Annotated in this window: 15 protein-coding genes; 2 read left to right on the forward strand and 13 right to left on the reverse strand. The window is 55.8% G+C overall.

Annotated features, from left to right (window positions below):
- Window positions 1-81: 81 nt before the first annotated feature.
- The 13 genes from EXY20_RS37065 to coxB form a co-directional block, all read right to left on the reverse strand.
- Window positions 82-990 carry a dihydrodipicolinate synthase family protein gene (locus EXY20_RS37065; RefSeq protein WP_167859785.1) on the reverse strand — a complete coding sequence of 303 codons (909 nt, stop codon included), beginning with the start codon at window positions 988-990 and terminating at the stop codon, window positions 82-84.
- The gene (locus EXY20_RS37070; protein ID WP_167859786.1) at window positions 987-1514 is read right to left on the reverse strand and encodes a YhcH/YjgK/YiaL family protein; all 528 of its coding nucleotides are present in this window, start codon (window positions 1512-1514) and stop codon (window positions 987-989) included. The genes EXY20_RS37065 and EXY20_RS37070 overlap by 4 nt, the downstream gene beginning before the upstream one ends.
- Complete coding sequence (locus EXY20_RS37075) at window positions 1511-3181, reverse strand: sialidase family protein (protein WP_135557482.1); 1671 nt, start codon at window positions 3179-3181, stop codon at window positions 1511-1513. Before EXY20_RS37075 ends, EXY20_RS37070 begins: the two co-directional genes overlap by 4 nt.
- A 29-nt stretch (window positions 3182-3210) precedes the next feature.
- Complete coding sequence (locus tag EXY20_RS37080) at window positions 3211-4101, reverse strand: carbohydrate ABC transporter permease (RefSeq protein ID WP_135557483.1); 891 nt, start codon at window positions 4099-4101, stop codon at window positions 3211-3213.
- Between the two features lie 9 nt (window positions 4102-4110).
- Window positions 4111-5028, reverse strand: coding sequence for an ABC transporter permease (locus tag EXY20_RS37085; protein WP_235886382.1), 918 nt, complete (start codon window positions 5026-5028; stop codon window positions 4111-4113).
- A gap of 75 nt (window positions 5029-5103) precedes the next feature.
- Window positions 5104-6711 carry an extracellular solute-binding protein gene (locus EXY20_RS37090; RefSeq protein WP_167859787.1) on the reverse strand — a complete coding sequence of 536 codons (1608 nt, stop codon included), beginning with the start codon at window positions 6709-6711 and terminating at the stop codon, window positions 5104-5106.
- A gap of 232 nt (window positions 6712-6943) precedes the next feature.
- Entirely contained in the window at window positions 6944-9313 is a 2370-nt protein-coding gene (locus EXY20_RS37095; protein WP_135557485.1) for a helix-turn-helix domain-containing protein, read from the reverse strand.
- Between the two features lie 622 nt (window positions 9314-9935).
- Window positions 9936-10403 carry a DUF420 domain-containing protein gene (locus tag EXY20_RS37100; RefSeq protein ID WP_135557486.1) on the reverse strand — a complete coding sequence of 156 codons (468 nt, stop codon included), beginning with the start codon at window positions 10401-10403 and terminating at the stop codon, window positions 9936-9938.
- A gap of 18 nt (window positions 10404-10421) precedes the next feature.
- Complete coding sequence (locus tag EXY20_RS37105) at window positions 10422-11294, reverse strand: cytochrome c oxidase assembly protein (RefSeq protein ID WP_235886383.1); 873 nt, start codon at window positions 11292-11294, stop codon at window positions 10422-10424.
- Window positions 11295-11373: 79 nt separating this feature from the next.
- Entirely contained in the window at window positions 11374-11691 is a 318-nt protein-coding gene (locus EXY20_RS37110; protein WP_135557487.1) for a cytochrome C oxidase subunit IV family protein, read from the reverse strand.
- A 3-nt stretch (window positions 11692-11694) separates the two neighbouring features.
- Window positions 11695-12309 carry a cytochrome c oxidase subunit 3 gene (locus tag EXY20_RS37115; protein ID WP_135557488.1) on the reverse strand — a complete coding sequence of 205 codons (615 nt, stop codon included), beginning with the start codon at window positions 12307-12309 and terminating at the stop codon, window positions 11695-11697.
- Window positions 12309-14174: a cytochrome c oxidase subunit I gene (gene ctaD / locus EXY20_RS37120; protein WP_407944955.1), complete on the reverse strand. Its 1866-nt coding sequence runs from the start codon at window positions 14172-14174 to the stop codon at window positions 12309-12311. The genes EXY20_RS37115 and ctaD overlap by 1 nt, the downstream gene beginning before the upstream one ends.
- 124 nt (window positions 14175-14298) lie before the next feature.
- The gene (gene coxB / locus EXY20_RS37125) at window positions 14299-15309 is read right to left on the reverse strand and encodes a cytochrome c oxidase subunit II (protein ID WP_135557490.1); all 1011 of its coding nucleotides are present in this window, start codon (window positions 15307-15309) and stop codon (window positions 14299-14301) included.
- Window positions 15310-15853: 544 nt separating this feature from the next.
- Between coxB and EXY20_RS37130 the strand changes: the two genes are divergently transcribed.
- Together EXY20_RS37130 and EXY20_RS37135 are read left to right on the forward strand one after the other, a co-directional pair.
- A complete protein-coding gene (locus EXY20_RS37130; protein WP_167859788.1) occupies window positions 15854-16543 on the forward strand; it encodes a YhcN/YlaJ family sporulation lipoprotein in 690 nt (229 codons plus the stop codon).
- 1023 nt (window positions 16544-17566) lie between these two features.
- On the forward strand, window positions 17567-18905 hold a 1339-nt coding region (locus EXY20_RS37135), incomplete at its 3' end, for a DEAD/DEAH box helicase (RefSeq protein WP_135557492.1).

Genomic DNA, 18905 nt, shown 5'->3' on the forward strand with positions numbered 1-18905 from the left:
TCTCTTGCCCGGGGCGAGCAAACAAGAAAAGAAGCTGACACCGCAAACTCCGGAATCAGCTTCATTAAATGGAATTAATTTCTATATTAAGCCTAGATGTGCATAAAAAGCTTTCAGTTTCTCCATCTGCTCGTCGGTCAAATTGTTGTAAGGCAGCCGGCGCCAGCGCCGGGCAATGCCGAACAACTCAAGGGAACCGTGAATGACGGCGTCAAAGTCAACTCCGAGTCCGGTCCCGAACTCGATCAGCGCGATATCGTAGTCACGAACGATCGCCGCCGCTTCCCGGGTGTTGCCTGCCTGCACGAGACGCCAATACCGCAACGCGATCTCTGGCTTGAACCGCATGTACATCGACAAATAAGCATCGGCGCCATACGGCAGCTGATCGAGATGATTCTCCTTTCGCCCGCCCGACAGAAACGCCCACCTGCCGGCAACCAGATTGGCGAGCCTTCTTCCGTATGGGCCGCAAATATCGTCCTTGACTGCAACGATCCCGTTGTCGTTCTCTTCCAGCAAGGTCTCTGCCACTTTCAGCGGCAACGCGACTCCAGGGCCCAATGCGGTGACGGCCATCACCGGCATGACTTGCCCGATGCGGCGAAAGTGCTGCGCAAGCGTCTGCGGGGTGCACGACCCCGCCCAGTTGGGCGGCAGCGGCATGTACAGATCGGCTCCCAGCGAACGGCAATATTCGGCGAACCGGACCGATTCTCCCGTCCACCAATTGCCTGCCGTCACGACCAGCTTCCTTCCCGCGACTTGTTCCACCGTAACGCGCGTGACTTCGGCGATTTCGCGATCCGTCAGGATACTGTACAGGCTGTCGCCGTATGTCAACAGCACGGTTCCGCTGCCGCCCTCGACGATGAACTCCACGCAGTTGCGCAGCGCGGCATAATCGATCTCGCCTTCCCGATCGAAAGGCGTGCTCACCGAAGCAATCGGTCCGTTCAAATAATGCTTGACCCGCTCGAGATCGGTCATTTGGTCTCCCTCTCTTTCTCCAAAGCCGGGGCCCCGTCGCATTCGCCGGATTGCAGCAGCAGTTTCGTTGCGATTTTTACAATCGCTTTTCGGACCGGTTGCGGATCGCCGCCGATCGCGCATCCCGGACGATGGACGTCATGGGGCATAAAGACGGCGAACTGGCCCGCCTGGACGCGCAGCAGCGTTTCATTCTCGACCTCTTCGAACAACAGCGCATCCCGGTCGGTCCAATCATCCGTTACCCGGAGCCGTTCCGTATACCGGGCCACTCCCATCGTTTCTTCCCCGCTGATCATGTACTGCACGTCCGCATACCGGAAATGACGTTCCGCCTTGCGTTTGGCGATCGGTGCCGTTTCGCCCGAAACCACGTTGACATAAAGATCGTCGCCGTCGATGTCGTATCTTCCGTTGGCCATTGCCGTCCAATCGGCTGCCTGCAAAAAGTCGAGCGCCTTGACGAGCGCCGCCGGATATAACGACCGCTCTCTTGCATAATCGTTCCAATCCCCGTAGATCACGCCGGGTTCACTCCTTCCCCCGTGCCGCCAGGCGATGCAAGCGGCGAACCGCTCATGCGCATGCCGCTCACTTCGATGCCTGATCCCGCTTCCGCCGCATGCAGGCGAACGAACGACAGCGCGTGGCCCTGCTCCAGCTGCGACAGCGCCCCGGCGAACGTCCCGTTCACATGGACGACGGCATACTCGTGCGCGCAATCCCATCCCAGCCGCAGCGTAACCCACTCTCCTGCCGGCAGGGGAGCGTTTTCCAGCGCCAGGTACGGCCCTTCGTTCGCATGCTGCGCAGCCAGACGGCCATCGCGTTCGATTTTCAACCGAAACATGCCGCTTTGTTTGGTATCGGGAGATAGGAACGATGCCGCCAGGCTGACATAGATCCCGCCGGACGTGTCCGCGCTTCCGATTCTGACCTGCAGTTCAACCTCTCCGCGGATCGCGAGCGGGAAATTCCACGTCGCACCGACGCCGGGATCGGCCCCCTGCTGCACGATACGAAGGGCGCGAGCGCCGTCCGGCAGCACGTATATTTCCGCACCCGTTTGCGACAACGTCAAGCTGTGATTGTCTTCGGCCAATCGCTCCTCCGCCTGCAATGCGACCAACCATTCAAGGTCGAAACGAACGACCCGGAACGTTTGGGTGCCGGGGTGGCTGAGGTGGGCATCGTAATAGCCGACCAACACGTTCCCGTCCGCCAGCTCCACCATCCACGGATAGCAGAACATTCGCCTGGCGTCATACTCCCGCTTCATCCCGACAACCTGGCGATACCCGCGCCAGACACCGTCATGGCCGCAAATTGCGGCAACAATCGCCTGTCTGGCATAACTGATGCCGTGGTGGATCGGCTCTCCGTTGCAGTGATTCCAGCACATGAGAACCCGGCCGTCGCGCAGCCGGAGAAGACCGGCCGGAGAATTCGACGAAACGAAGCCTGTCGGCGCTAGCTCGCTCCAGTTTTCGCCGGCGTCGCTTGAATACGATTCATACAATTTGCCGGCCTGGGTGCGCACCACCAACCAGATCCGCCCGTCCGGCAGCTCGATCGTTACCGGTTCGACAGCTCCGGTTTCGATATGCCCCCCGCCGTTGTCGAGGAAAAGGTTGCTGTTCGAAAGGCGCCACGTTTGACCGTGGTCGTCGGACAGCATGGCCGTGGTGGTGAAACGCCCGTTCTTGCGCCTCGTCATATAGGAGAACGAAACGACGATGCGGCCGCTGTCCAGCACGGTGGCATTGTTGATCGAGCCGGTATAGGAATGCCCGTAATCGACGGTTACCGGTTCCGACCACGTACGGCCATAATCGCTCGAGCGGATATGCTTCATTTCAATGATTCTGTCCTCATAAGGGATGTGCTCATCCCAGTTCAGCAGCAGCAGATAAAGATGATGCACATGCCCGTTCGCATCCGCGAACAGACCGAAGCTGTTGCACAGCCTGCCTTCTTCCGGGTGGGAAGCGATCACATGCGGCTCGTCCCAGGTTAACCCATTGTCGTTTGACCGACGGCAATACATATATTGCGGAATGGAAAGGTCATTCCATTGATTCGGTTTGCGCCCTTCTTCATAAATGGCAAGCAGCGATCCGTCCCCGCAGGCGAGGAACGGTCCGATTTCTCCCGGGAAGTCGATGCTTGTCGGTCCTTGATGGCGGTTCATGGGACGACTCCTTTTTTCACTTTGGTTTATTACCCTTTGATAGAGCCGGTTAGGACCCCTTTGACAAAATGCTTCTGCAGGAATGGATAAACGGCGATAATCGGCAGCGTCGTGATGATAATCATCGCTCCCCGCAGCGATTGCGGCGTTGGCCGGCGCAGCAGATCCGCCATGATTTCCGTGTTCATGTCCCGGCTCGTCATGGTCAGCACCACCCGCCGCATGAGCACTTGCACGGGCATCAATTCGGCCTTGTTGATGAAGATCGCCGCATCGAACCACGCATTCCAGTGCCAGACCGCATAGAACAGCCCGATCGTCGCCATCGTCGGCAAGCTTAACGGAATGACGATCCGCATCAGCACTTGCCCCGGCGACGCCCCGTCGATCGTGGCCGATTCCTCCAGGCTCTCCGGAATTTGCGCGAAGAAGCTTTTCATAATAATCAAGTTCCAGGCGCTGATCAAAGGCGGGATGATCATCACCCAGAACGTATTGACCAGGTGCAGCGCCTTCAGCAGCAGGAACGTCGGCACCAGTCCCCCGCTGAACAGCATCGTAACGAACACGATGCCGATAATCAGATTGCGTCCGGGCAGCGACCTGCGCGCAATCCCGAACGCCATCATCGCCGTGAACAGCAAATTGAGCGCGGTGCCGATCGTCACCCGCATAAGCGTAATGCCATAGGCCCGGTACAAGCTGGAGCCGTCGCTGAGCAGCGTTCGGTAAGCGGTGAAATCAAGCTGGTGCGGGATTAAAATAAAACTGCCTCGGCGAAGGAGCTCGCTTTCGCCGACCAACGAAGTAGAGGCGACAACGACAAAGGGCAGCACAAACATAAGCGAAAGCACGATCAGCAACGTGTAATTGGCGATTTGAAAAGCGTGATGCAAGGGCGCAAACGATTTCCGGTTCATTGGATCCACCTACCATATGCCGTCTTGACCGAATCGTTTGGCGAGCATATTCGCGCCTGCTACAAGCACCAGGGCGATCGCCGCCTTAAACAACCCGACTGCGGAGGCGAAAGAATATTTCACGTCGACCAGCCCTTCGCGGTACACATATGTATCGATAATATCCGATACCTGATACACCGGAGGGGAATACAGCAGGAAAATCTGCTCGAACCCGGCGTCCATCACATGACCGATTTGCAGGATAAGCAAAATGATCGCAATCGGGCGAATGCCCGGCAGCGTAATATGCCACATTTGCCGCAGCCGGCTGGCGCCATCGACTTTGGCCGCTTCGTACAATTGCTGGTCGATGCCCGCAATCGCGGCAAGGTAAATGATGCTGCCCCAGCCGATTTCTTTCCATATGCCGCTGACGACCAATACCGAACGGAAATACTTCGCGTCCGCCAGAAAAAAAATCGGTTCAAACCCAAGTTTTGCCAGAACGCTATTGACGATCCCGCTATCCACGCTGAGCAGCGTCGTCGTTAATCCGGCAAGCACAACCATCGAGATAAAATGCGGCAAATATGAAATCGTCTGCACGACCCGCTTGAAATACGTGTGAGTGACTTCATTCATCAGCAAAGCAAGCAGAATTGGAGCGGGAAAGCCGAACAGCAGCCGATAGAAGCTGATCGTTAGCGTGTTGCCGATAATGTCCCAGAAGTAATACGAATCGAAAAACGTGCGGAAATGCTGGAACCCCACCCACCTGGACGACAGCATGCCCGCCAGTCCGTCGAAGGGACTTGCGTCCTTGAAGGCGATAATGACGCCATACATCGGAGCGTAATGGAAAACGATAAAGTACAACAAGCCCGGAAGGATGAGAAGATAGTACAGCTGATGGCTTCTCATTTTGTTGATGGTCTGGGCAAGCATGAATGGCCGGTCTCCTTCCGTCCCCTTCGCCGCAAGCCGCCCATTCGATCGAACGGGCGACAGGAGCGAACCGGTTTACTTTTTGTACTTCTTGTACTCTTCGGTCATGGCCGCGCTCCACGCGTCGTGGCCTGCCTTGCCAAGCTCCGCGAGAAACTTGTCATATTCCGCCAGCGGCCTTGCACCCATCACGAATTTGACAATTTCCTGGTCGATCGTCTTGTCGATATCGGTCATATTCGGCACTTTGGCCGAGATCGCTTTGCGATCGAATTGATAATCGACATTCGCAATCCCGTACGGCTTTGCGGTAGCCGGGTTGAACACATAATTTTTGATCATCCAGTCCGCATAATCGACCCTGCCCGGCACCGGCGGTTCCACCGCGATCGTCGATTGCACCGTGTACGCAATCGTCGTGAACGGCAGCAGATCGCCCAAATAATCGTAGTTGAGCCGGATTTGAACATGATTGGTCGCCTTGTCGATGTACTTGTAGTTGTCGCCCTCGATGCCGAAGAACAACAGGAAGTAGTTTTTGATATCCGCAAAAATCCAATCGAGCAAACGCATGGCCGCTTCCGGATTTTGCGCGTTTTTGTTCAGCATGATGCCGCTTATGTTGGCGCCTCCGCTGCTGGCGTTCATTCCCTTCGGCCCTTGCAGGTCGAGCACCACATAGTCGGCATTCGGATCGTTCTTCCGCAGCTCGTTCAGGTTCGTGCCAAGCGGCAAGTTATAAGCGGAAGCGACAGCGCCTACCCGGCTTTGCTTGATCAGTTCGTTCTGCCGGTCGCGGTTTGTCGTGAACGACTCTTTGAAGATCAGCCCTTTTTTGTACCAGTCGGCCATCAGCGTAATGAAATCCTTGTAGCCGGGATCGTAGACGCCTTTCTTCACTTTGCCGTCACTGCTGTCGTACCAGTCCCCGTAACCCGCAGCCATATACCCGGCGGCCATCGCATTGTTCATGCCGTTCATCCCGGCGCTGGGGTTGTGGTCGGTCAGGAGCGGAATCGTTTGCCCATTGCCGGCAGGATCCTTGTCTTTGAACGCCTGGAGCACCTTCTCGAAATCGTCGTACGTTTTGGGCATTGGCAAATTCAGCTTCGTCAACCAGTCCTTGCGGATCATCACCCGATTCGTCGACGACGGCATCAGCGTCGGAATCCCCCAGATTTTCCCGTCGGCGGTCGTCAGCGCGTCCCAACCGATCTTCCAATCCGGCTTCCATTGCTTGCGAATGTTGGCCCCGTACTTGTCGAGCAGGCTGTTCAGCGGCATGACGGCACCGTTCAATTGATGCGTGTTCATCGCACCGACGAAAATATCGAGCGGATCGTTCGAGGCGAGCACCAGGTTCAGCTTCTCGTTCGGCGAATCGACCGAGCGCGGCACGACTTCGATCTCGATGCCGGTCTGCTGCTTGACCAGGTCCCGGATATGCTGCACCGCTTCCGGCTTGCTTGCTTTGCCGAGACCGGCGGCAAGGCCGATATCGTAAATATACACCTTGTCGGCCTTCTTCGATGCCGGCGTGGCGCTGCTGCTCGCACTGCTGCTTATGCTGGCAGCCGGCGAAGCCGAATTGCCCCCCGCCTCCTTACCGCCTCCCGAACATGCCGCCAATACGGTTGTCGCCAGCATGGCCGTCGCCAGTACGAATGGCACTTTTTTGCCCATACTTCCTGCCTCCCTTTTCCTTTGTGATCTTCCCTGCATCATCGGCCTTGCATCATCGACTGCAACCGTTTTCACTTGCCATTGCCCGTCGGCAGAGCAGCCGATACCCGTATTCTAGACTGCCCGACCGCCGGGGAACAGGCCCCGATCTTGCGTTTCTCCCCCGAAAGACCACTTGCGGCAGGCTTCATTATCAAGGTAAAAATACGGGCCCATAAGGAAGCCCGCAGGCTTACTCCTCCTGCGGACTGTCATCGCCGTGCAACCGGCGATATTCGCCCGGAGAGACGCCGGTGTACGTTTTGAACAATTTCATAAAGTAGCTGGGCTTCAAATAGCCGACCTGTTCGCTGATCGTCGTGACCGTCAGCTTGCTCTCCAGCAGCAGCTTTTTGCTCTTGTCGATCCGCAGCCGCGTCAAATATTCGGTGAACGTTTCCCCCGTCTTCTCCTTGAAGATGCGGCTCACGTACGTCTGATGCATGCCCAGCCGCTCGGCTACGGCGGCGAGCGTAATTTGTTCGCCGTAGGACTGATCGAGAATCCTTACGATCTGATCGATATGGCGATTGTTTTTTTCGCGGAAAGCGTCGCCGATCTGCACCGACAGCCGGCCAATCATCATTTCGAACCAGGAGACGATTTCGGCCCAATCCTTTTTCTGCACCAATATGCTGTAAAGATTGCGTTCGACCTGCATCAGTCGATTCAGATCCACCCGCAATTCGCCCGCCGCAGCGATAAACCCGCTCAACAATTGCACGAAAGCGTGCTGGACTTGATGAGGATGAACGAGCGCGCGCTGCGAGCGCAAGTCCTGCATCATTTCGCCGAACACGCTATGCGCCCGCCCGGTTTCGCCGTTTATCATATAGTTGATCAACGCCATCTCCTTCTCTTTCGGGTACAGCAGCAGCGGCGTCCCTTCCAGCCTGACGTCGTCGATATAAATCACTTCGCTCGCTCCCGCCACGGTGCGATAACGCAGCGCTTCCTGCGCCTCCTCGTAAGCGCGCTTCAGCGTGGTCACGTCCGGACAATATTTCCCGATGCCAACGGAGCAGGTGAAGCCGAAGTCGAGCTGGATCTGTTCGATCACCCGCCCGGCGATGGCGAATTGCTCTTCCAGTTCGTCTGCCGGTCCATTGGCGATCACGACGACCTGGTCTTCGGCCATCTCCATGACGATTCGCTTGCGGTCAGCGGGAAGCTGCTCCTCGACGATGTCCATAATACGAAGCTTCATCAGCTTCTCCTCTTCCATCGCCAACCCTTTCGAACGTGACTCCTCAAGCGATACCAGCAGCAGAAACAGGCCGTCCAACTCGATATCGAGCGACAAAAACTTCAGCCGTTCCTCGATTTCGCTCGTATCCATCGAATGGTGGTGCAGCAGCGCACGCACGAACTTCTCCTGGTTGGCGGGCATGCTTTCTTTTAACCGCAATTGCAGATTCGTTCTGTCCTCGTAGACTCGCTCGAAGCTGCTATGAATCAAGCCGAACTCTCCCGGTTCTTGCAGATCCGTCTCCGGCTTCGGAATCGACGGGTCTTTGCTGCGAATGTAGTGCAACAGCCGGGATACCGGATGGTAGATGTTGCGGGTTGTAGCGAGCGCAAGCAGGCCGGTGGCGATCATCAGCAGCAGGCAAGTGAAGAGCGTGATCGTGCGCATGTTGACCACGCTGCGGTACAATTCGTTTAACGTCGTCGCCGTTACGAACGTCCATCCCAGCTTTTCCGAAACGATCGCGGTAACCAACATCCGCCGGCCGTCAAATTCTTCTACGAAAGATGGCATGGCCGCCGTGCGAATCCGTTCCGTCAAAACCGCGTCGGAGCCGATCAGCTCGTTCAAGCGATTGCTTCTGTCGAACAGCATTCGTTTGCCTTCCGCGGACAAGATGAAAAATGAGCCGCCCAACTGATTGTTCAGCGGGTTCACAAAACTCGAATACAAGGCATCCGTATTGAGGTTGATCACCAAATAATTGCCGATTACCGGCGAAATATACACCATCGGAATGACTTCCTTGAAGCTCCCGTCATTCTGCCTGGCATTCCTTGGCTCCGTAAACGAAGGAACCCCTTTTATTTTGCCCGCGAACGATTGCCATTCCGGGTCATAAAACTGCTCCGGGCTATATTGACCGCCTCTCGTATCGAGGATCATCTCCTTCGCGCTGTCGTAATAATAAATCGAATAGATGAATTCGTTCGAATCCTTGAGCACATCCAGCGCGCTGACCAAACGTTGTTTGGCGGACAAGTAGCTGTACAGGCCCGGAAGCTCGTCTTCGTTATAGACTCCGCTTAACGCCTCGTAGTGGGCGCCCCGCGGAAAACCTTCATAATCCCGCAGCACCCTGTCGAAGGAGAGCTGCCTGAAGCTGTTGCTGATCTGCTTGCTCACGACTTCCATTGCATTGACCGTCTGCTGCAAATAATTTACATTGGCCGCTTGCAGCTCCTTCTGCATCGAATCCTTCGCATTGTAATAGAAGAAGAAACTCATCGCAAAAATCGGCAACAACGAAATTAATAACGTGTAGACGATTAGTTTTTTGTAAAAATTTCTTTTTTTGTTATTTTTCGATAACATTTCGATCCCCCCACATCGCACAAACGTGAAAGCGCTTTTATCTATTTTAGCGTATCATGGAACGATTGAGCCGTAAACGGTCGGCAACAAAAAAGCCTTGAGGTGATGGCAGCGGCCTCCGCGGCCCTGCGCCGCGCGTTTAGCGCATGTTTCAACAAAACGCGAACGCTTCCGCTTTTCCAAACTAACCCCCGCTCACCACTTCCTCCCCTTCGCCTCTGTTTTAACCTTCGCCAAGCAGACACGTTGCACAAAACGCGGCATTCTCCCCTCCGCCAACTAACAAATTCGCTTTTTGTGCCGCTCCGATGAAGCTTCTTGCAGAAATAGGCCATGTTTAATTGCCTATTTCGCCAAAAACGGGCAGCCTCTCCGGAATAGCCAGTGAAATCACTGGCTATTTCGACTAAGAGGCCCGATTTGGGGGCCTTTCGGCGAAAATAAGCCATGTTTTCACTGGCTATTTCCGACGAGTCGGGCCAAATCGGGCCAATAAGCCATTTTTCATGGGCTATTTTCGTTACCCGGCCCGGCATGATGCCGCAGCCGCAGTTAAAAAAGTCCCGCACCGCCCTGGTCGCAGGGATGAACGGGACTTGTGCCGCGGCGCGGCGCCAGCGGATTACCAACCAAAAATCGCATCAATGACCGGCTTCGTATCGCCGCCGGGGTACAACACATAGAGCAGCACATAAACGAGCACGCCGGTTGGCGCCGTCAGCAGCCACAGCACCGCGGTAATGCGGCCCATCTTCTTGTGCTTGGCAAACCGTTTGGAGAAGGCGTGCAGCAGCGTAATGATGCCGAACACGCCGGCCACCGTCGCCAGTAAAATGTGAATCGGCAAAAAGATATAATAAAACGTGCTTGCCGCATCCGGCGCGTCTTCGGCAAACGTCGTGTTGCCGACGAAGATCGTCCGCCCGACATAAAGCACAAAAAACAGCAGCGCCAATGCGGATGCGGTCAGCATTACCTTCCGATGCGTATCGCGTTTCCCCTGTTTAATCAAGTACCAGCCGATCGCCACAAACACCGCACTCACGACGATCAGGCTCGTACATACCAACGGCAATACATGATGGCCCACTTGTTCCTCCCCTTTCCACTACCCGCCATTCTTTTGCAGCCAGGCTTCGCCGGGAATCGCGTCAAGGTCGTCATCCTTCGCCCGTTCCCTGCGGAACCAGCGGAAAAACACGAAGGCCAATACTGTTCCATAGACGATTTCCTGAATGATCTTCATGAGCGTGCCGCCCAACTGCTGGTCGTCAAGCGGAGGCAGCAGCTCGAATACTTGCGGGCCTTGGGCGAACATCGGATACATGATCGTTTTGGAAAAAATAATCAATGCGCACGCCGGCGTCAGCAGCACGCCGTTGGCGAACACATAAGCCAGCTTCTGCAAATCCGACAGCCGATCCCATTCCTTCACCGGCGCGAAGACAGGGAACCACATATGGAACGCCAGCACGATCAGCAGAACATGTGTTCCGTAATGCCAGAAACCGTTGTGATGCACATTGTTCATAATGAACGGGATATGGTAGATGGAAAAACACAAATTGAACAACAATACCGACAGCATCGGATTCGTCAATGGCTGGAGCCATTTGCGCACGAACCGTTTGTCCAGCACCGGCTTTGCCATCCACTCCGGAATGCCCAGATAGAGCAGCGGCGGCATAATCAGATACAACAACGACTGCTGCAGCATGTGGGCGCTGAACAGGCTGGATTGTCCGTAATAACTGATCGGGCTCCCCTGACCGGCATAAAACACAATCAGGCCGAACACGAACGCCGTTTTCTGCCGGGATGTCGTCTTGTAGACGTCCGGCTGCTGCCGCGCCAAACTGTTGACGTAATAAAAATAGGCGAAGCCCGCGATGACGGCAAGCAGCAGCGTACCCGGGCTCCATAAGGCGAACAGCGTCGGACCGCCATCTGCGCCGGCGCCGTGATTCATATGCTCATTCATGCGTTAAGCACCTCCGTTCATGAAGGGACAAAAGAAAAACGAGAGGCGGAACTGGATTCAGCTGCCGCCTCTCGAACGATTACCACCACATCCAGTAAAGCGCGGCGATAGCAGCTGTTGCCGCCACGACTCCGCCGAATGCCAGAAACAATATCGGATACACATGTCCGCGATCCTTCATGTGCATCCAGATCGCCAGCTGAATGACCGCTTGCGCGATGGCCAGGATGGTCAGGAAGGCGACGAGAAACATTTTGCTCATGCCGCCGTAGATGACAGCGGCGAAGGCGAGCATCGTCAATACGATCGAAATGATGTAGCCAAGAAAATGGTTTTTCGGGCCTTCCACACGGTGACGACCATGCGAGCCTGCAGCTTGATGATGTTCCGCACTCATCGATTAGCCCACCTTCCCGAGCAAATAAACGACTGTAAAGATGAACACCCAGACAACGTCGATAAAGTGCCAGTACAAGCTGGCGACGTAAAACTTCGGCGCGGTTACGACCGTTAAGCCTTTCTTCAGGCCTTGCAGGATAAGCAAACCGATCCAGAGCACCCCGAACGCAACGTGCGCGCCGTGGAAGCCGACCAGCGTATAGAATGAAGTGGAGAATGCGCTGGTTGTAAAGTTGTGGCCTTCATTCACATATTCGTTGAACTCGTAAATTTCAAGGCCGAGAAACCCAAGGCCGAGCAAAATCGTAATGAACAGCCAAACCAGCAATTGCTGCAGCTTGTGGCGGTGCATGGCGATCATCGCAAATACGCTTGTCAAGGAGCTCGTGAGCAGGATGAAAGTCGACCATCCGACCGTATTGAGCTTGAACAGGTGTTCGGCCGTCGGGCCGTCAACCGCTTGATGCCGCAAGGTCATGAACGTGGCGAACAGGGTGCCGAAGAGCACCATTTCGCCGCCGAGAAAGAGCCAAAATCCGAGCAGCTTGTTTTTGCCTTCCAGAGTCGCTTTTTCCGGTTCTGCCGGAAGAGCGCCGGTTGCATGATGTCCACTCATCAGCCTTTAACCCCCTTCTCTTCCAGTTCGTCGACTTCGATGTGCCAGCCGTGGTCGTCGAATACGGAACGAAGGAACATGCACGCGAACGTAATGACCAGACCTGCAATCGCCACGATATAGTGATTGAAAAGAACGTCTCCGAACGAACTGACGACATCCACGCCGTCGCCGGCAAAATCATGCTTCGAGTACATGAAGCCGAGTCCTGCGATAAACAGCCCGATCGACATGAACAGCGGCAGAATCGAAGGCGAAGGCATATGAATCGGGCCAACCGGTTCCGCCGGCGTCATTTCCTTGTTGCCGGACATTTTCTCTTTCCACAGCGGGTCGAGCGCGCGGACCAGCGGCGTTTGCTTGAAGTTGTATTCCGGCGCAGGCGACGGAATCGCCCATTCGAGCGTACGGCCGTCCCATGGGTCGGAGCTTGCGTCTTTCGGTTTCATCGAGCTGACGATGATGTTGAACAGGAACACGATCGTACCGATCCCCATCAGGAAAGCCCCGATCGAACTGATCAGATTGCCGGCATCGAGATCCTGTCCCGGCAAGTAAGTAAATACGCGCCGCGGCATCCCCATCAGGCCGAGGAAGTGCTGCGGGAAGAACGTCAGATGGAAGCCGATAAAGAACAGCCAGAAATGCCATTTGCCCAATGCTTCGTTAAGCAGCCGGCCGAACATCTTCGGCCACCAGTAGTACAAGCCGCCGAACACGCCGAGGATCAAACCGCCGACAATAACGTAGTGAAAGTGCGCAACGACGAAGTACGAATCGGTAAACTGGAAGTCGGCCGGCGGTACCGCGAGCATAACGCCCGTGACGCCGCCCATAACGAACGTCGGTATGAAGCCGACCGCCCATAGATTCGCCGTCGTGAAGCGGATTTGGCCGCCCCACATCGTAAACAGCCAGTTGAAGATTTTCACCCCGGTCGGCACCGCAATCGCCATCGTTGCAATCCCGAAGATCGAGTTCGCCACCGGTCCGAGACCCGTTGCGAACATGTGATGCGCCCAAACCATGAAGCCGAGAAAGCCGATCAGGATCGTGGCGAACACCATGGAGCTGTATCCGAACAAACGCTTGCGCGAGAACGTACTGACGATTTCAGAAATAATACCGAACGCCGGCAAAATCAAAATGTATACTTCGGGGTGACCGAAGATCCAGAACACGTGCTGCCAGAGCACCGGGTTGCCGCCTTTGCCGATTTCGAAGAAGTTGCCGCCGAAGATGCGGTCGAACGTCAGTTCGACAAGACCAACCGTAATGGCAGGGAAAGCGAACAAGATAAGCGCGGACGTAATGAACGATGTCCAGGTGAACAGCGGCATGCGCATGAAGCTGAGGCCCGGAGCGCGCATGTTGATAATCGTGACCAGGAAGTTGATGCCCCCGATCAGGGTGCCAAGACCTGCGATCTGCAAGCCCATCAGGTAAAAGTCGACGCCGTGTCCGCTATACGTATCGGTGGACAACGGCACATATGCCGTCCATCCTGCGTCCGGAGCGCCGCCCATGAACCAGCTGATGTTCAGCAGCAGGCCGCCCATAAAGAAAAGCCAGAAGCCAAGTGAGTTCACGAACGGGAATGCAACGTCGCGCGCCCCGATCTGCAGCGGAACGATCGCGTTCATAAACCCGAACAGCATCGGCATAGCCGCGAAGAAGATCATCGTCGTGCCATGCATCGTCAGCAGCTGGTTAAACGTGCCGCCGACGAAAATATGCTGGTCCGGATACATTAGCTGAATCCGGATCAAGATCGCTTCAATGCCGCCCGCCAGGAAGAAAAAGCCGCCGGCGAGGAAGTACAAAATGCCGATTTTCTTGTGGTCAACTGTCGTCAGCCAATCCATTAGCCCGCTGTACCGTTTCACCGTATGCGCGTGAGCCAAATTCGTTACCCCCTACAAACTTTCGTATCCGCACAAGCGAAGCTTTCCTGCATGAAAGCTTCGGCTTGTGGCCTTCGGTTCAAGACTACTTGAGCGTGTTCAAATATTTGACAACGTCGTTCAGCTGCTGCTCGTTCAGGCCGCGCGCCGGCATAAGCGTGCCGGGCTTGACCGATTGCGGATCGTTGATCCATTCCTTCAGCTTGGCGTCGTTATGCTCCAGAATGCCTGCGACCAGCTCCCTGCTCGCAAAACCTTTCAGGTTCGGGCCTGAGCCGACTCCGTCCGGCGTAACGGCGTGGCAAGCGATGCAGTTCTGTTTGAACACTTGCTCGCCCGCTGCGACGTCGGCGGAAACCGCGGCGTAAGGCGTTGTCATCTTGGTCAGCCAAGCGGCGTATTCCGCTTCGGATACGGCCTTAACCTTGAAGTCCATGAGTGTATGGGAAGCGCCGCACAATTCAGCGCACTTGCCTTTGTATGTGCCCGGTTCGTCCGCTTTGAAGTAAAGCGTGTTGACGTTCTTGTCGCCCGGGTTCGTATCCTGTTTGCCGGCGAGCGTCGGAATCCAGAACGAGTGGTTGACATCCGCGGATGCAAGCTTGACGGATACGATCTTGCCGACAGGCACCACCAGATCTTGGGCGGTTTTGAACTTCTGGTCGGCATATTCGAACTCCCACCAGAATTGGTGACCCGTGACATTGATATGAATCGCGTCTTTGTCATCGGAGTAATCGGTTACGTGCTTGAACGTGTAGAACACGGTAGGTACTGCCAGAATGAGAAGCAGGATGATCGGGATTACCGTCCAAATAATTTCCAGCAAATGATTGCCTTCCACTTGCTTCGGTATGACGTTTTCCTGTCCTTTACGCCGGCGAAACTTGATCAGCACGTAAATATAAATGAAGAAAACGACCACCAGAACGAGAATCATGATCCCGAAGCTTAGCTTGATCAAGTCCAACTGTTCTTTCGCTACCGGTCCTTTCGGATTAAGCGTCGTGAGATAAGGGTCGCCGCACCCTGCCATCAGCCCAAGCAACGCCAACAGGGGCAAGAGACGTCCTATCAATTTCCATCTGCTGCTCATCGATTCATCAACCCCACTTGTCTGTTTTAGCCGCACCAGGGAAATGGTGACGCACGCTCGGCCGCTTCCACCCGGCACTCCGGCTTCCGGCAAATTTCCCCGGACAGCGAAACGAATCGCCGTTCGGCTTTACGAAACAATCGCCACGCAAGGGTAAAGCGGCTTGCTGTCGCATGAACGAGCGACCCCGCTTCACGAAAAAATATAAGACCGTAAAAATATAAGACCGTCATGAAAAAAACTGTTTGCCGGCCTTATATTTTAGCAATCTTTTCCGCGTCTTGACGTAATCCCTTTTTAACTATAAATTCGCCAATCCTGTTTGTCAATCTTCCCAGGAAAGTTCACAAATTGTTCTTAATCCTTGCCATTGCTGCGTTTTTCTCCTTCTTGGTTATTTCCTAAATGTGCGTCCGTTATGCGTCATTCCCACCCGTACACGGGCATATTTTTGGCTGAAATATGAATGCTATACATGATTACTTTGTTTGGGCGGGGCGATGCCCGCGTAAATATAGGAGAAGACTTACGGGAGGCTGTTACGATGAATCGGAACTCGATGCGGATATGGATGTTGTCGATGACCATGCTGCTTGCGCTGGGCGGGTGCATGGAAGTGGAGCGCTCGCGCAACCGTTCGGCCACCAACAGCGGCTTGCGCAAGGATACGTCGATGGAGGAAGGCCCGCGCATCTACGGATCGCAGCAGCGCCAGGGGCCGATCGTTCATGCCAACACGAAGCTGGCTTACAGCGAGGACCTGTCCAAGGAAGTGTCCAAGCTGAACGGCGTTTCGCTGGCCAATGTGCTGGTTACCGACCATAACGCTTACGTTGCGGTGCTGATCGACAATACGAGCACCGGCACGCAAGGCTCGGGCGCGAAGAAGGAAACGAACAATTCGGGCACGTCGCTCGGGCGGTACAATCCGCAAACGTTCGGGCAGTACGCCGACCCGAATATGCTGGCGACGGGCGTCAACAACGATTTGACCGTGGAAAATCACGAGGATCTCGCGCATGCGTTCAAGCAGCGGATCGCGATAAAAATTCGCCAGCTCGATCCTTCGCTGTTCGACGTTTATATTTCGGCGAACCGCGACTACGTCAACCGCACCCATATGTACGCGCAAGAAGCCCGGCTCGGCAAACCGCTCGCCCCCTACGTCGGCGAGTTCAACGACATGGCGAACCGCTACTTCGGCGAGCCGGAGCAGCATGCCGCGCATCGGTGATGGCGCGGCGGGGGGCGCGGGGCAAGCTGCAGGCGGAGGCGTCGGGCCGGTGATGCGGACGCGGAGCAGAGTGGAGCGAAGGCAAGGTGCAGGGCGGAGGCGCAGACGCGGGGCGGAGTTAGGGGCGGTGGCGAGGCGGGAGCGGGGTGGCGCGGGGCGGAGTGGGCGAGCCCTGTAAGGCTGATTTCAGCCTTATTTGGTTCGCTACTCGCGGAATCGCTATTCTAAGGCTGATTTCAGCCTTATTTGGTTCGCTGCTCGCGAAATCGCCGCTCTAAGGCTGATTTCTGCCTTATTTGGTTCGCTACTCGCGGAATGGCCGCTCTAAGGCTGATTTCAGCCTTATTTGGTTCGCTACTCGCGGAATCGCTATTCTAAGGCTGATTTCAGCCTTATTTGGTTCGCTACTCGCGGAATCATTTCTGCCCCGGCCATCTACGGCAATTTAAGTCTGAATTTCCTGCTTATTTCCCCCGACCTGGGCACCGGCAGCGATTTAAGCCGGATTTTCCGGTTTATTTGCTCCGATCTCGGCACCGACGGCGATTTAAGCCGGGTTTTCCGGCTTATTTGCTTCGGCGGCTCATCAAGTCATTTTCGACAAATAGGGCAATTTTCACTGGCTGTTACGTGGCGGGAATGGAGAATGAACGTTTCGGAGTCGCAATGCTGCTATTAAGCGAGGTTCGGCGTGTGACGCTTAGGTGAGGCGGGAACGGTGTACGATGCTGCGATTGGAATTTGTGTTCGGCGAGCGACGCTTCTATGAGACGGGAGCCGGTGTGCGGTGCTGCGATTGGAATTTGTGTTCGGCGAGCGACGCTTCCATGGGACAGGAGTCGGTTTGCGGTGCTGCGTTTGAAATTTGTGTTCAGCCAGCGACGCTCAGGTGGGGCGGGAGCGGTGTGCGATGCTTGGGGTTATGGCAAGCCCGGTCCCCCGGTGTCCGGCAGTATCTATCCATGGCCATTCGTGGTAGAATCGATCATACACTGCGATGCAAAAAGTGGAAGGGATTGAATCATGGAGACGAATAAAGGTTTTGCCGGGCTGGGGATCAATCGGCCGTTGTCGGATACATTGCAAACGATGGGAGTTACGGTGCCTACTCCGGTGCAGCGGGAAGCGATCCCCGCGGCGCTCAAAGGCAACGACATTATTGCGCAAGCGCAGACGGGAACGGGGAAGACGCTTGCTTTTGCGCTTCCGATCGTGCAGCGGGTCGATCCGGGCCGAAACGCCGTTCAAGCGCTCATCATCACGCCGACGAGAGAACTCGCCATTCAGATTACCGCCGAGTTGAAGAAGCTGGCTCCGGTCGCCGGGGCGACCGTTCTTGCCGCATACGGCGGACAGGACGTCGAGCAGCAGCTGCATAAGCTGCAAGGTGCCGTCCATATTGTCGTCGGCACGCCGGGTCGATTGCTGGACCATTTGCGCAGAGAATCGCTGCATTTTGGCAAGCTGGAGACGCTTGTGCTGGATGAAGCCGATCAAATGCTGCACATGGGATTTCTGGCCGAAGTGGAGGAAATTATCGCACAAACGTCCTCGCGGCGCCAAACGCTGCTCTTCTCCGCCACGATGCCGGGTCCGGTCCGATCGCTCGCGAGACGCTACATGCGCGAACCATTAATTGAAGAAATACGAATCGAACCGGAGCGCGTCACGCTGGACGAGATCGAACAAATCGTCATTACCGTATCGGATCGCGGCAAACAAACCGCATTAATGGAAGCGATTCGCGCGCACAACCCTTATTTGGCGATGATCTTCTGCCGGACGAAACGCCGGGCGGCGACGTTGAACGAAGCGCTGCAAACGAACGGATTCGCTTCGGAAGAGCTTCACGGCGATTTGTCGCAGGCGAAGCGCGAGCAAGTGATGAAGCGATTCCGCGATGCCAAGCTGCAGCTTCTCGTCGCTACCGACATGGCGGCTCGCGGCATTGACGTAGAAGGCGTCACGCATGTATACAACTATGATATCCCCCATGACGCGGAAAGCTACATACACCGGATCGGCCGTACCGGCCGCGCGGGCAAAACCGGCACCGCCGTTACGTTCGCTTCGCCGCGCGATCGTTATCATCTGGATAAAATCGAACATGCGATCAAACGCGAGTTGACGGTGCAGCAAGCACGACGCAAAACCGCCAGCGACAGCGGCGAACAGCAGGAGCGCCCGGCAGCGGCGAACAAACGCGGCACGAGTGGCTCCGGCGGGCGCAGACCCGCCGCGGCAGGCGGCGGCTTCGCTGGGCGCGGCACGCGCAACGCCGGAGGGCGCAGGCCCGCTGCCGCCGCCGACGGCGGCTTCGCCGAGCGCGCTCCGCGCGGTGCCGGCGGGCGCAGGCCCGCTG

This window comes from Paenibacillus cymbidii (assembly GCF_004764705.1).
GTDB lineage: Bacteria > Bacillota > Bacilli > Paenibacillales > NBRC-103111 > Paenibacillus_AN > Paenibacillus_AN cymbidii.